The sequence below is a fragment of the Streptomyces sp. NPDC046308 genome (assembly GCF_055588065.1).
This window is the reverse complement of record NZ_JBVJFB010000001.1, coordinates 1,610,652-1,625,112: the sequence shown is the minus strand read 5'-3', so window position 1 is coordinate 1,625,112 and position 14,461 is coordinate 1,610,652. Positions and strand designations below refer to the sequence as shown.

Sequence of the window (14,461 nt, the reverse complement as noted above, 5' to 3'; positions counted from 1 at the left end):
GGAGAACACCGACCACCCCCCTGACCGGGATAGGGGTGCCGTCCGCGGCTCCGCGGAGAGGGCGGCCGCGAGCCGCGCGGGCGGCGGGCGCAAGCGCCCCTTAAGGACGTGCGCGCAGGATCCGGGGGAATCGAGGTCCGCCATTCCACGGGCCCGCTGACCCGAGGGGATGCCGCGGATGTCACCGTCACGCTTCGCCACCTTCACCGAACTCCTCCGGGTTCGGGCGGCTGAACTCGCCGACGAGGACGTACACGTCTTCCTCCGCGACACGGCCGGCGGCGTGGAGGCCGAGCACCTCACCTACGGCGAACTGGACCGCGAGGGCAGACGGATCGGAGCCTGCCTGCGGGAACACGGGGCGACCGGGCAGCCGGTGCTGCTGGTCTACTCCTCCACCGTCGAGTTCCTCAAGGCCTTCGCCGCCTGCCTCTACGCCGGCGCCATCGCGGTCCCCGTCCCCATGCCGGGCGAGGCCGGCCGCGACAAGCGGCTCAACCGCACCACCGCCGTGCTCAAGGACACCGCCGCGAAGGTGGTCCTCACCGAGACGGCCACCGCCCCCGAGGTCGCGCTGTGGCTCGCCCGCAACGCCGGCCCCGACGCGGTCTGCGTGGTCAGCGACGTGCCCGGCATCGGCGACGCCGACGCCTTCCAGCCCGTGAGCGCCCGCCCCGACGACCTGGTGTTCCTCCAGTACACCTCGGGCTCCGTCTCCGAACCGCGCGGCGTGACCGTCTCGCACCGCAACCTCCTGGCGAACCAGGCCGCCCTGCAGAAGGTCCTGCGGACCACCCGCGAGGACGTCTTCGGCAGCTGGCTGCCCTACTTCCACGACATGGGACTGGTGGCCCACCTCCTGCACCCGGTGTGGCTCGGCGGCCACAGCGTCCAGGTAACCCCGCTGTCCTTCGTCAAGCGCCCGCTGCGCTGGCTCCAGGCCATCGACGCGTACGGCGTCACCGTCGGCGGCGGCCCCAACTTCTCCTACGACCTGTGCGTGCGCCGCGTGAAGGACGAGCAGATCGCGGCGCTCGACCTGTCCCGCTGGCGGCTGGCCCTCAACGGCGCCGAACCCGTACGGCCCGAGAGCCTCGACGAGTTCGCCGAACGGTTCGCCCCGGCCGGATTCCGCCCCGAGGCCCTCTACCCCTGCTACGGACTGGCCGAGGCGACCCTCGTCGTCTCCGGCGGGGTCCCCGGCACCCCGCACGTCCGCAGGGACTTCGACCGGACCGCCCTCCAGCGCGACCAGGTGCTCCGCGCCGGATCCGGAGACGACGTCAAGACCCTGATCGGCTGCGGCGTCCCGGTCGACGTGGAGGTCCGCATCGTCGACCCGCTGACCCACCGCGAACTGCCCGCCGGCGCCGTCGGCGAGATCTGGCTGCGCGGCTACAGCGTGGCCCGCGGCTACTGGCGGCGGCCCACCGAGACCGCCCACACCTTCCTCGCCAGCCTCAACGGCGAGGAGAGCAACTTCCTGCGCACCGGCGACCTGGGCATGCTCGAGGACGGCGAACTGTTCGTCACCGGGCGGCTCAAGGAAGTCGTCATCATCAACGGCCGCAACGTGTACCCGCAGGACATCGAATGGGCCGCCCGGACCGTCAGCCCCGCGCTGACCTTCGGCGCCGGCGCCGCGTTCTCCGTGGACGCCGGCGGCGAGCAGCTCGTCCTCGTCCAGGAGGTGCGCGGGGCGGGCAGCGCCGAACTGCGCACCGTCGCACAGCGGATGCAGGCCCTGATCGGCAAGGAGTTCGAGATCCCGGCCGGCAACGTCCTCCTGGTGCGCCCCGGCACCGTACGCCGCACCAGCAGCGGCAAGGTCCAGCGCACCCTGATGCGCAAGCTCTTCCTCGACGGGGTCCTGCGCGGCGAGTACGAGGTGCTGACCCCCGACGTGTACGCGCTGGCCCGCGCCGAGGACGTGCTGTTCGGGGAGGACCTGCTGCGGCCGGAAGGAGCCGACGGAGGAAGACGGTGGTGACGTCGCTCCTCGGCGACCAGGCAGTGGCCCAGCAACGCGAGAGGACCGTCCGGGCCCGGGTGGCCGAGCTGGAGGAGCTGTTCGGCGACCCCTCGGACCCGGCCAACCCCGTCGGTTACACCGCGCTGCTGGAGGCCGACCGGGCGGCGGTGCCCTTCGCCGCCGGCGAGGCGCTCCTCGACGGGTTCGGCATCACCGACGAGTACGTCCCGCGCGCCCTGGGCGGGCGGCTCGACGGAATGGACACCCTGGTCAGGATCATGCGCCCGGTCTTCCGTCGGGACGTGGGCCTGGCCATGGGCCACGGCATGACCACCTTCATGGCGGCCTCCGACGTCTGGACCGCCGGGGACTCCCGGCAGCGGCACTGGCTCGCCGGGCTGCTGCGCGCCGGCGGCAAGGCGGCCATCGCACAGCACGAGACCGCCCACAGCAACGACTACGTACGCAGCCAGGTCACCGCCCGCCGCAGCGGCGACGGCTATCTGATCAGCGGCGGCAAGCCCATGGTCAACGACCTGGAGCGGGCGGGGGCGCTGGTGCTGTTCTGCCGTACCGACCCGGCCCCCGGCAGCCGCAGCCACTCGGTGCTCCTCCTGGAACCCGGGCAGCTGGCGGACGCACGGGCCGCGGTGACGGCCCGCCGGACCCCCGTCGGGCTGCGCGGCTGCCGGTTCGCCGGGGTCGAGTTCGACGACTGCCCGGTGCCCGGCTCCGCCCTGCTGGGCCCTGAGGGGAGCGGGATCACGACCGCCCTGCGGTCCTTCCAGATCAGCCGGACCGTGATCGCAGCGACGGCCGTGGCGGCCCTCGACACCAGCCTGCGCACCGCCGTCCGCTTCGACCGGGAGCGCTCGGGCGGCTGGCAGGCGGGCGGCCGCGGTGACGGCGGCCGTACCGGCGCGGCGCTCACCAACGCCTTCGTCAACCTGCTGCTGTACGACGCCCTCGCCGTCGTCGCCACCCGGGCCCTGCACCTGCTGCCCGCCGAGACCAGCGTCTACTCGGCGGCGCTCAAGTACCTGCTGCCCCGCGTGCTCACCGAGACCATGTACGACCTGTCCATCGTGCTCGGCTCCGGCTTCTACACCCGCGAGGGCACCCTCGGGATCTTCCAGAAGCACGTCAGGGACGTACCGGTGCTCAGCCTCGGCCACGCCGGGACCGTCGCCTGCCAGGCCACCGTCATCCCGCAGATGCCGCGGCTCGCACGGGCCTCCTGGTTCGTCGAGGACGAGGCGCCCGCCGGGCTGTTCCGGCTGCGCGGCGACCTGCCGCCGCTGCGGACCGACAGGCTCAGCCTCGCGTGTGGCCGGGACTCCCTCAGCGCGACCATGCTCGCGGTGAGCGCCGGCATCGACGGCACCGGACCCGTCGAGAGCGCCCTGCGCACGCTCGCGGGGCAGCTCGTCGAGGAGTTCCGCGACGTACGGGCCCGGGTGCTGCGACTGGACGCGGACGGTGCGGCGGCCACCGCCCAGCCCGCGAGGTTCGCCCTCATGGACCGGTACGCGCTGCTGCTCGCCGCGGCCGCCGTGCTGGGGCTGTGGGACCAGGGCCGCTACGGCCCCGACCCGTTCCTCGCCGACCCGTCCTGGGCGGCCGCCGCACTCCACCGCATCGCCCGTCGGCTGGGCACGCGCGTCGCCGATCTGCCGGCGGAGTGCGAGACCCGGATCCGGCACGAGGTACAGCTCCGCTTCAGCACCCAGATCAGCTACGACCTCTACTCCACGCCCCTCCCCGGCTGACCGGTCCGCCGGCCGGCCGGCCCGTACGCACTGAAGGAGTTCCACGATGACCGTTCCCACCGCCCGGCCCGCCGCGGCCATCGACGGTGTGCCGCCGCACGAGTGGCTGTACGCCCGGCTCTCGCTCTACCTGCGGCGCGCACCCGAGACGATCGACCCGAGCGTGCCCCTCGCCGAGTACGGCATGGACTCGGTGGCGGCGCTCAGCCTGTGCGGCGACCTGGAGGACGAGTTCGGCCTGGAGGTGGAGCCCACGCTGCTCTGGGACCACCCGACCGTGACCAGCCTCGTCGGCTACCTGTCGACGGCGCTCCCGGCCGCCGCGCCGGACGCGCGGGGCCGGCACTGATGGGGGACATCGCCGTCGTCGGGATCGACTGCGCGTTCCCCGGGGCGGCGGGCGTGCAGGCGTACTGGGACCTGCTGATGCGCGGCGGGGACGGCATCGGCCCCGTCCCCGCGCAGCGCTGGGAGGCCGGGGACTTCCCCGCCGTCAGCGGCAGCGGCGGTTTCATCGACGACGCCGATGTCTTCGACAGCGACTTCTTCTCCGTCACCCCGCGCGAGGCCGCCGCGATGGACCCGCACCACCGGCTGCTGCTGCCCTGCGCCTGGCGGGCGCTGGAGGACTCGGGGCGCGCCCCCGGCGACCTCGCGGGCACCGAGACCGGCGTGTTCGTCGGCGTGATGGGCGGCGAATGGGGCCGTCTCACCATGAGCGACCTCGCCCGCGTCACCCCGCTGCTCGGCTCCGGCAGCAGCGCGGGCATGGCGGCCAACCGGATCTCCTACCACTTCAACTTCACCGGACCGAGCCTGGCCGTCGACACGGCCTGCTCGTCCTCGCTCGTCGCCGTCCACCTCGCCGCGGGCTCCCTGCTGACCGGGGAGTGCGACACCGCGCTCGCCGGCGGGGTCAACGTCGTCCTCTCGCCGTCCCTGGGCATGGTCTACGGCCAGTTGGGCCTCGCCGCCTCCGACGGACGCTGCAAGCCCTTCAGCGCCGACGCCGACGGGATCGGACGCAGCGACGGCGTGGGCCTGGTGGTGCTGCGCCGCCTGGAGGACGCGCTCGCCGACGGACAGCGGATCTACGCCGTCCTGCGCGGCAGCGCCGTCAACCAGGACGGCCGCAGCAACGGGGTGATCGCCCCCAACCGCTGGTCGCAGCAGCGGGTGCTGGACTCCGCGTACCGGCGCGCCGGGGTCACCCCCGACCAGGTCGCCTTCGTGGAGGCGCACGGCACCGGGACCGTACTCGGCGACGCCATCGAGTGCGCGGCGCTCGGCGCGGTCCACGGGGTCCCGCGCGAGACCCCGTGCGCGATCGGCTCCGTCAAGGGCAACCTGGGCCACACCGAGGGCGCGGCAGGCATCGCAGGCCTCATCAAGACCGTGCTGGCCCTGCACCACCGGATCGTCCCCGCCAGCCTGTTCGCCGACCGCGAGAACCCGCGGCTGCGGCTGGGCGAACGCGGCATGCGGCTGCTGAAGTCCCCGATGCGGCTGCCGCGCGGGGAAAGCCTCGCCGGCGTCAGCAGCTTCGGCATGGGAGGTACGAACGCCCACGCCGTGCTCGGCTCGGCGCCCCGCATCCCGCTCGCCGCGGGAGCCCGTACCGGCGGGGCGCGCGACGCCGTCGGCGTCTTCACCGTCAGCGCGGACACCCCCGAGGCGCTGCGCCGCAACCTCGCCGCGCAGGCCGAGGCGGTGGCCCGGCGGCCGCGCGGCGGCGCGGCGGCCCTGTGCTGGAGCAGCAACCGGATCAAGACCGGTCTGCCGCACCGGTTCGCGGTCCCCGTGCGCGACACCGACGAGCTCGTGGCCGCACTGCGCCGCGCGGCGGACCCGCAGGACGCGGCCGGGACCGGCGGGCGGCCGTGGGGCAGGCCGGTCGTGGCCTTCCTCTTCACCGGCCAGGGCAGCGAGTTCCCCGGCATGACGGCGGGCCTCCACCGCGACTCCCCGGCCTACCGGCGCCACCTCGCCGAGGCCGACGAGGCGCTCGCGGCGCACCTCGGTACCTCGGTGCGCGAGCTGATCCTCAGCGGCGACGAACGGGTGCACCGGCCCGAGTTCGCCCAGCCGGCGCTGTTCGCCGTCGGCTGCGCGCTGGCCCGTACCCTCACCTCGCTCGGGATCACCCCGGCGGCCGTCCTCGGCCACAGCCTGGGCGAGTACGCCGCGGCCGTGACCGCCGGGGCCCTCTCCCTCGACGAGGCCGCCCGTCTGGTGGTCCGGCGCGGCGCGCTGATGGCCGCACTGCCCGCGGGCGGCGGCATGCTCGCCGCCGGAACCGGCCCCGAAGCGCTCGCCGAGCTGCTGGCGGCGGAGCCGGGCACGGTCCTGGCGGCGGTCAACGGCCCCGCGGACACCGTGGTCTCCGGACCGCTGGAGGCACTGGAGCGGATCGGGCGGGCGCTCGCGGGGCGCGGCGTACGGGTCAAGCGGCTGCCCGTGTCCCACGCCTTCCACTCGCCGCTGATGGCCCCGGCCGCCGCCGGTCTGCGCCCCGAGTCGGTGCGCTGCCGGCCGCCCGCCGTGCCGGTGGCCTCGACCCGGCACGGCCGGATGCTGCGCCACGAACTCATGGACGCCGGCTACTGGGCCGACCAGATCGAGGAGCCCGTGCTCATGGACACCGCGCTCGGCGCGCTCGTCGCCGACGTCGCCCCCACCCATCTGATCGAGATCGGGCCGCGCGGCACGCTCCTGCAGATCGCCGCCCGCAGCGGTCGCGCGGCGGCGGCGGAACTCCTGCACCCCGCCCCGGGCGCCGGGGCCACGGGGAGGGAACTCGCGGCGACCGTCGCCTCCCTGTACCGGGGCGGGCTGGACCCGCTCTGGGAGGAGCTGTACGAACCGGGGCACCGGGTCGTCGAAGCGCTGAGCCCGTACGTCTTCTCGTCGGCGCAGCGCCACTGGGACCGGCAGGCCCTCGTGCACACCGCGCAGCGCCGGCCGCGGCCGGGCGGGCCCGACGCCGATGCGCCCGGTGCCGCCCCTCCGCCCGCCGCGCCTTCCGCCGCCGGCACCGGCGCCCACGACGACGATCCGGTGCTGCGCGCGGTCGTCCAGGCCGTCACCGAGGTCGGCGGCTACCCGCCGGAACGCGTCGTGCGCGAGGCCCGCCTCCACGAGGACCTGGGCTTCGACTCGGTGATGATCGTGCAGCTCAAGAACCAGGTGGAGGCCAGGCTGCCACGGGTCGGCGAGGTCTCCGTGCAGGAGATGCTGCCCGCGCTGCGCTCGGTCGGCTCGCTCGCCGCCTTCCTCGACGACATGCTCCTGGCGAGGTCGGCATGACCCGGGCGGCGGACGCGGCTGACCGCGCCACGGTCTACCTCGCGGCGACCGGTACGGCACTGCCCGGCGACCCGGTGGACAACGCCGCCCTCGGCGCGCTGCTGGGCGTGAGCGAGGAGTGGATCGACATCTTCGTCGGCACCAGGACCCGGCACTTCGGCTGGGACCCGGTCACCGGGGAGGTCCGCGGCTCGCTCGCCGACCTGTGCGCCGAGGCCGGCGCCCAGGCCATGAGCGCCGCGGGAACGGCCCCCGCCGACATCGAGTTCGTGGTGCTCGCGACCGCGACCCCCGACCTGCTCCTGCCGACCACCGCGACCGAGGTCGCCGACCGCCTGGGCCTCGACCACCTGCCGGTCTACCAGATCCAGGCGGGCTGCTCCGGCGCCGTCCAGGCCCTCGACCTGGGCCGCAGCCTGATCCTCGGCGGCCGCCGGGCGGGCCTCGTCATCGGCGGGGACGTCACGCACCGGTTCCTGTCGCCCCGGCGGGACGCCGCCCGGATGCCCACCGAGGAACTGGTCAACCACGTCCTCTTCGGGGACGGGGCCGGCGCCGCCGTCCTCACGGACGAGCCCGAGGGCGAGCGGGTCGCCGTACGGGCGGTGCTGAACTCCTGGACCGGGCAGGGCCGTCCGCCCGGCCAGCTCCTGGACTGGTACGGGACCACCGACCGCGACTCGCAGCGGCGGATGCTGGCCGAGGACTACAAGGCGATCGAGGAGCACGTGCCGAAGATCACCGTGGAGATCCTCTGGGAGCTGCTCGGGGGGCTCGGATGGAGCCTCGACGACATCGGCTTCCTGCTGCCGCCCCAGCTCTCCGAGCGGATGACCGCGCGCATCGTCGAGCGGCTGCCGGCCGGCCCCGCCCGGCAGGTGTCCTGCGTGTCGGAGACCGGCAACACGGGCAACGCCCTGCCCTTCCTGCAACTGGAGCGGCTGCTGCCGCAGTTCGCCGCAGGCGACCGGGCGCTCGCCCTGTGCGTGGAGTCCAGCAGGTGGATCCGGGCCGGGTTCGCCCTGGAGAAGGTGTGAGGCGCCGATGACGACGGGACTGGACCGGCTGCGCGAACTGCGCGCGCAGGGTCTGCTGGAGAAGGCGTACGACGAGGTGGCCGGGCTGCTCGCGCAGGAGAGCGGGCGCGGCGGCCCCGGGACGACCGGGGGAGGGCCGGTGTCCGCGGCGGCGGCCGGCCGGCTGCTCGGCGGACTCGACGCCGACGCCGTGCTGGCCCACCACCCGGGTACCCCCGTCGTGACGGTGGCGGTCACCGGCCAGTCCACCGTCGGCCACGTCGTCGACCCCCTCCGGGGCGAACTGGCCCGCCACGGCCTGCTGCTGAAGCCGGTGCTCGGCGAGCACGGCACGTACCTGCGCGACCTGACCGACCCCGACGGCGAGCTGCGCACGGCCCGGCCGGACCTCACCCTGTGCCTGCTCGACGCGGAGACCGTCTTCGCGCAGGTCCCTCCGGTGTGGCGGCCCGAGGACGTGGAACGTGCGGCCGAGGAGGCGCTGGGCCGGTGCGCCGCCCTGGCCGAAGGGGCCCCCGGAATTCTGGTGCTCAACACCGTCCCACTGCCGCGCGACCGCAGCCACCAGCTGATCGACCACCGCTCCCGGGCCCTCCTGGGCGCGGTGTGGCGGGAGTTCAACGCCCGGCTGCTGCGGCTCACCGAGTCCGACCCCGACGGCCGCCTCGTGGTCGTCGACCTGGAACCGCTGATCGGCGAGGGCGGGCCGGTCACGGACCCGCGGCTGGCCGCCCACGCCAAGGTCCGGCTCGGCGCGGAGCTCCTCGCCGCCTATGCCCGCGAGGTGGCGCACCTGGCCCGCGCGCTGGCCGGCCAGGTCCGCAAGTGCCTGGTGCTCGACCTCGACAACACCCTGTGGGACGGCGTGCTCGGCGAGGAGGGGCCCGAGGGCGTCGGCGCGGCCGGTACCCTGCGCGGAGAGGCCTTCGGAACCTTCCAGAAGGTCGTCAAACAGCTCGGCTCCCAAGGCGTGCTCCTCGCCGTCAGCAGCAAGAACGACGAGGGCCCGGTCCTGCGCGCGCTGAACACCCACCCGGATCTGGTGCTGCGCGAGGCCGACTTCGTACGGATCAACGCCAACTGGCATCCCAAGGACGCCAATCTGGCGGACATCGCGCGGGAGCTGGACCTCGGCACGGACGCCCTCGTCTTCGCCGACGACTCACCGGCGGAGCGCGCCCGGGTACGGCACGGGGCGCCCGACGTGGCCGTCGTGGCGCTCGACGAGGAACCCGCACTGCACGTGACCCGGCTGCTGGCCGACGGCTGGTTCGACACCCCGCGGCTGACCGACGAGGACCGGGCCCGGACCGGCGAGTACCGCAGGCAGCGCGAGCGCCGGGCGCTGCGGGCGGGTTCGGGCGCCCACGAGGAGTTCCTGCGGGCGCTGGAGGTCCGGGTCGGGCTCGGCCCGCCCCGCCCCCACGAGTTCGCCCGGATGTCCCAGCTGACGCTGCGCACCAACCAGTTCAACCTGGCCGGCGGGGGCCACCCGGAATCCGAGCTGAAGGCCCTGGCGGCCGACCCGGCGCGGCTGCTGCTCGCCGCCCGCAGCGCGGACCGGTTCGGCGACAACGGCCTGGTCGGAGCGGTGCTCGGGACCGTCGCGGAAGGGGTGCTGCACCTCGACAACATGTGGCTCAGCTGCCGGGTGCTCGCTCGCGGAGTCGAACAGGCCTGCCTCGCCGTGGTGTTGGAGCGGGCCCGCGCGCTCGGACTGTCCGGGGTGAGTGCCCGGTACGTCCCCACCGCGCGCAACCACCGCGCCCGCGACTTCTACCCGTCCTGCGGCTTCACGCGGGTGGGGACCGGCGGGCCGCCGGACGCGGCGGTGAGGTTCCACCACGACCTGGTGCGGGTACCGGAAGTACCCGCGCACGTGCGCATCACCGAAACCCCGGGGGGAAGGGGGACCGATGGGCATCGATAGCCTCGACGGGTTCCTGCGGACGGTCCGCGACGACCTCGGCCTGGACATCGCGATTCCCGAGGGCGCGGACACCGCACTGGTGGACCTGCCCGGCTGGGACTCGCTCAACCTGCTTCGCCTGGTCGCCCTCCTGGAGGAATCCGGCCACCGGGTACCGGTACACCGTCTGCTGGAAGCGCACCGCCTCCGGGAGATCCACACCCTCGTGAAGGAGTACGGATGACTGCCCCGGGCAGCCCCTCGCTCGGCCCCCCGCTCGGCGAGCCCGTCGCCGTGGTGCCCGGAGGTGACTCGTGGGACCGGGTACGGGAGGACCTCTCCACGCACGGGACGGCGCTGGTCTACGCGTGGCTGAGGGACCTGGAGCCGCGCGTGCCGTCCGGCGAGGGGCTGCGCGAGCTGCTCGGCCGGGACTGGACGCGCTACCTCGACCTGACCCACGCAGACGTCCGCGGCCGCTACACCGCCTCCCGGATGCTGCTGAAGTACGCGGCGGGCGCGGTGCTCGACAGCGATCCCGCGGACCTGGAACTGGCCTACGGGCCGACCGGACGCCCGTACCTGCGCGGCTGCGACCAGATCGACATCAGCCTCAGCCACACCGAGGACCTGCTGCTCGTCGGGCTGACCACCACCGGCCTCATCGGGGTGGACGCGGAACGGGCCGACCGCGAGATGCACGCCGGCGGGCTGGGCCGGCACATCTGCACGCCGTACGAGTCGGTGCTGCTGTCCGGGATGCCGGAGGCGGAGCGCAACGACGCGCTCGTGCGGTTGTGGACCCTCAAGGAGGCCTACAGCAAGGCCATCGGCCAGGGCATGCAGTTCCGGTTCACGGAGTTCGGCTTCGGGCCGGACGGCAGGGCCGTGCGGGTCCAGCGGCCGGACGGGACCGCGGGCACCGGGGACGAGTGGATCTTCCGTACGTTCCCGGTCGCCGACGGTTACGTCGTCAGTGCCGCGGTGTACGACGCGGGTTTCGGCCCGCTCCAGGACGCCCACGTCACCACGATGCTCGACCAGGACTGCGTCGACGCGATCACGGAGGCGCTCGACGAGACGGAGCACGAGGAGCGGGCGTACGAGGAGCGGGCGTACGGCGAGGGCGGCGGCCGCTGAGACCGCGTCGCCGGGATCACGACAGGGAGGGGACCGACCCTCCGGAGAGCATTTCCTGCCGGGCCGCGTTGTAGCCCGCCTGGAAGCGGCTGGTGGCCTCCAGCTCCTCGGTGATCTCGGCGATGTGGCGGCGGCAGGTCCGCACGGACATGCCGAGCCGGCGCGCGACCATCTCGTCCTTGTACCCCTTGGTCATCAGCCGGATGATCGACCACTTGAGCTCGTCCGAGGAGGCCGGGGAGCGTTGGGAGTCGACGACATAGGGGGACGCGCCGTCCCACAGGTACTCGAAGACGGAACACAGGAACGCCACGAGCGTGGGCTCGCGGACGATGGCCGCGCCGGGCGCGCTGTTGCCATGGGTGCGCTCCGGCAGGAAGACGACCTCCCGGTCGTAGATGATCAGTCGGTCGATGACTTCGTCCGCGGTGCGGATCTCCGCGCCCTGTTCGCTGACCTCGCGGACGTAGGAGCGGGTGGGCAGGTCATTGCGGGCGGTGTGCTGGTAGATGGTCCGGATCCGGACGCCGCGGGAGAGGGTGGACAGGGCCGACTCCTTGGCCTGCGCGAGCAGATCCGCCGGGCGTGCGCCGCCGGGCTGGACGGTGAGCAGCTCGCTCTTACAGCTCTGACTCAGGTGGTCGAGCATCGCCTGGATCCGGGAGACGTCGGTGATGACGTCGAAGGCCTCCAGCCGGTTGCGCAGGCGGCGCCCCTCGAAGTACAGGGGTGTCAGGGACAGCAGCTTGGCACGGACGTCGGTGACCGCCTGCTGCAGGTCGCGTATGTGCCGTTCGGCGGGCCCCACCAGGGAGGCGGCCGCGACGTCGGGTGTGACGGGGGTGAGCTCGTTGGCGTTCCCCGGCATGGACTGCAACAGGCGCACTCCGGTCAGCACCTGTTCCACCCGTACGACCTCTTCGGGCGTCAGTGACAGCTGTTCGGCGATCTGATCGCGTACGAAGCGGCCGCGCTCGACCGCGAGACCGTACGCGGTTGCGCTGATGTCGTCCAGCTCGGCGAACCCCGAATCCGAGCCCTCCCCAGTAAACATGCCAGCCCCCGCTGATCGGTGTAATTGCTGCCACGTAACTTTACGCCAACGTACCGCCCTTGGCGTGGCTGATCGAGATCAAGCAGTCTGTTCGCATCACCCGGAGCCACTGAGTCGGAAGTGTCCGGCGGTGCGGGTGGAGTGGAACTCGATCTTCGACTGGGGGAAGTCGTGAGAACTATTTCCGTTAAGGTATCTTCGATTTGCTTGACTGTAGTGACGAGTGTGGTATTAGCGCTGGGAGTTCAGGCCACGGTGGGCCAGGCGCTGCCGAACGCTTCCACGGAGTCCCTGATCGCCGTCGCGCTCGATGGGGGCACCCCGGAGGTGGGTGTCGTACCGGACGACGACCGATGGGGATGACCGACCTCCCCGGCTAGCGGTTCAGAAAGCGCTCCCCGCACGGCAGATGCGGGGAGCGCTTCTCCGTACCGGAGCGCCCACGGCGGCGAGCCGGGCAGCCGGCACCGCTATGGCACTCAGCAGTACGCCGTTCTCCGCCGACCAGCGGCCGCTGAACGCGGTCGGCCCGGCCGGGGAGAGCGTGGAGGGGTCCGGCAGCAGCCGGGCCTGGAAGGTCTCCTGTCCGGGGTCGACGCTCACCAGGGCGTCGGTGAAGTCGAGTTCCTGGCCCGTGAGCGGGAACCAGGTCTTGTAGACGGCCTCCTTGATGCTGAAGAGCAGCCGGTCCCACGCCACCCCGGGCACCGCCCGCCCCAGCTCCCGTACGAGACGGAGCTCGTCGGGCAGGGCGATCGAGTCGAGGACGCCCTCCGGCATGGGGGCGTTGGGCTCCGCGTCGACGCCCACGGAGGCGAACTCGGCGCTGCGGGCGAGGGCCACACCCCGGAATCCGGCGCAGTGGGTCATCGATCCGACGACCGAAGGCGCCCACTGCGGGACGCCGCGCCGGCCCGGCAGCACGGGAGCGGGCGGCAGGCCCAGCTGTCCCATGGCGCGACGGGCGCACCACCTGACGGTGCCGAACTCCCGCCGCCGCTTGGGTACGGCGTTGCGGACCAGGCGCTCCTCCTCGGGGTAGAGGAAGACGTCGGCAGGGTCGGTGGTGGCTTCGGCGGTCGCGACGTTCGCGGGCAGGAGCTTTGTGAGCACGGCATTCCCTCGGGTCGCTGTTTCGGTCTGACAGCTCCCACGCTCGCGCCGTCGCCCCACCACGACCAGGAACGAAGTACCAGGTCAACCGGACTGACCCGGAGTAACCCCGGTTCTCTGCCAGGCTGCTGCCATCCGCAGGGTCGTGCAACCGGTGCCTGCGGGGGCACTGCCGGGTGACCGGGCGGGCATTGTCATCTCCCTGCCATGTGCACGAACAGGGGTTCGTTCGCGTCAATTGCGGGGTAGGGAAGGGGTGTTCATGCCGCGTCCGACCGTGCACACTCACGGAATGCCGCACGGAAACCTCATGGGTATCAGCGACCTCCATGTCGGATTCCCGGAGAACCGCCGGATCGTCGAGGAGCTCTATCCCGACAGTCCCGCCGACTGGCTCATCGTGGCCGGCGACGTGAGCGAGTCGCTCGACGATCTCCGCTGGGTGCTCGACCTGCTCACCCGGCGCTACGCCACCGTGGTGTGGGCGCCGGGGAACCACGAACTGTGGACCGTACGGGACGATCCGCACCCCCTGCGCGGGGAGGCGCGCTACCGGCGCCTGGTCGAGATCTGCCGCTCCTTCGGCGTGCACACGCCCGAGGACCCCTACCCCGTCTGGACGGGGCCGGGCGGCCCGCTCATCGTGGCCCCCCTCTTCCTGCTGTACGACTACAGCTTCCGCACCCCCACGGCCGCCACCAGGGAAGAAGCCCTGGAGCAGGCGTACGAGGCCGGGGTGGTCTGCACGGACGAGTTCATGCTGCACCCGGACCCCTACGCGTCCCGGGAGGCGTGGTGCCGGGCCCGGGTCGCCGTCACCGAGCAGCGGCTGGCCGCCTGCGATCCCGACCTGCGCACCGTGCTCGTCAACCACTTCCCGCTCGTGCGCATCCCCACCCGGATCCTGCGGCACCCGGAGTTCGCCCAGTGGTGCGGCACCGAGCTCACCGCCGACTGGCACACCCGGTTCCGGGCCGCCGCCGTCGTCTACGGGCACCTGCACATCCCGCGCACCACCTGGTACGACGGCGTGCGCTTCGAGGAGGTGTCCGTGGGTTATCCACGGGAGTGGCGCAGGCCCGGCCACCCGCGCGACGTCCCCCGCCGGATCTTCCCCGCCACCGGCCGCGGGAATTGATGCGTGGCAACTTCCGGACAGTG

General features: G+C 73.2%; 11 protein-coding genes. 9 read left to right on the top strand and 2 right to left on the bottom strand.

What is annotated here, in order from left to right:
* Positions 1–178 precede the first annotated feature (178 nt).
* Genes ACZ6JT_RS07090 through ACZ6JT_RS07055 form a run of 8 tightly spaced genes read left to right on the top strand, consistent with a single transcriptional unit; the run spans position 179 to position 11,133 of the window.
* On the top strand, positions 179–1,990 hold the full coding sequence (locus ACZ6JT_RS07090) for a fatty acyl-AMP ligase (protein ID WP_469207983.1): 1,812 nt from the start codon (positions 179–181) through the stop codon (positions 1,988–1,990).
* Positions 1,984–3,741 (top strand): acyl-CoA dehydrogenase, encoded by a 1,758-nt coding sequence (locus ACZ6JT_RS07085; protein WP_469207981.1) that lies wholly within the window; start codon positions 1,984–1,986, stop codon positions 3,739–3,741. Before ACZ6JT_RS07090 ends, ACZ6JT_RS07085 begins: the two co-directional genes overlap by 7 nt.
* 46 nt (positions 3,742–3,787) lie before the next feature.
* On the top strand, positions 3,788–4,090 hold the full coding sequence (locus ACZ6JT_RS07080) for an acyl carrier protein (protein ID WP_376617414.1): 303 nt from the start codon (positions 3,788–3,790) through the stop codon (positions 4,088–4,090).
* Positions 4,090–7,047 (top strand): type I polyketide synthase, encoded by a 2,958-nt coding sequence (locus tag ACZ6JT_RS07075; RefSeq protein WP_469207979.1) that lies wholly within the window; start codon positions 4,090–4,092, stop codon positions 7,045–7,047. The genes ACZ6JT_RS07080 and ACZ6JT_RS07075 overlap by 1 nt, the downstream gene beginning before the upstream one ends.
* Positions 7,044–8,084, top strand: coding sequence for a 3-oxoacyl-ACP synthase III family protein (locus tag ACZ6JT_RS07070; RefSeq protein ID WP_469207977.1), 1,041 nt, complete (start codon positions 7,044–7,046; stop codon positions 8,082–8,084). Before ACZ6JT_RS07075 ends, ACZ6JT_RS07070 begins: the two co-directional genes overlap by 4 nt.
* 7 nt (positions 8,085–8,091) lie before the next feature.
* The gene (locus ACZ6JT_RS07065) at positions 8,092–10,014 is read left to right on the top strand and encodes an HAD-IIIC family phosphatase (RefSeq protein WP_469207975.1); all 1,923 of its coding nucleotides are present in this window, start codon (positions 8,092–8,094) and stop codon (positions 10,012–10,014) included.
* Positions 10,001–10,237: a phosphopantetheine-binding protein gene (locus ACZ6JT_RS07060; protein WP_469207973.1), complete on the top strand. Its 237-nt coding sequence runs from the start codon at positions 10,001–10,003 to the stop codon at positions 10,235–10,237. The genes ACZ6JT_RS07065 and ACZ6JT_RS07060 overlap by 14 nt, the downstream gene beginning before the upstream one ends.
* Positions 10,234–11,133 carry a 4'-phosphopantetheinyl transferase family protein gene (locus ACZ6JT_RS07055; RefSeq protein ID WP_469207971.1) on the top strand — a complete coding sequence of 300 codons (900 nt, stop codon included), beginning with the start codon at positions 10,234–10,236 and terminating at the stop codon, positions 11,131–11,133. The genes ACZ6JT_RS07060 and ACZ6JT_RS07055 overlap by 4 nt, the downstream gene beginning before the upstream one ends.
* A gap of 16 nt (positions 11,134–11,149) precedes the next feature.
* Here the strand turns inward: ACZ6JT_RS07055 and ACZ6JT_RS07050 are convergent, their stop codons facing one another.
* Positions 11,150–12,187 carry a LuxR C-terminal-related transcriptional regulator gene (locus tag ACZ6JT_RS07050; protein WP_469207969.1) on the bottom strand — a complete coding sequence of 346 codons (1,038 nt, stop codon included), beginning with the start codon at positions 12,185–12,187 and terminating at the stop codon, positions 11,150–11,152.
* 384 nt (positions 12,188–12,571) lie between these two features.
* Positions 12,572–13,300 carry a 4'-phosphopantetheinyl transferase family protein gene (locus ACZ6JT_RS07045; protein ID WP_469207967.1) on the bottom strand — a complete coding sequence of 243 codons (729 nt, stop codon included), beginning with the start codon at positions 13,298–13,300 and terminating at the stop codon, positions 12,572–12,574.
* Positions 13,301–13,610: 310 nt separating this feature from the next.
* Between ACZ6JT_RS07045 and ACZ6JT_RS07040 the strand changes: the two genes are divergently transcribed.
* Positions 13,611–14,438 carry a metallophosphoesterase family protein gene (locus ACZ6JT_RS07040; RefSeq protein ID WP_469207966.1) on the top strand — a complete coding sequence of 276 codons (828 nt, stop codon included), beginning with the start codon at positions 13,611–13,613 and terminating at the stop codon, positions 14,436–14,438.
* The last annotated feature ends 23 nt before the right edge of the window (positions 14,439–14,461 follow it).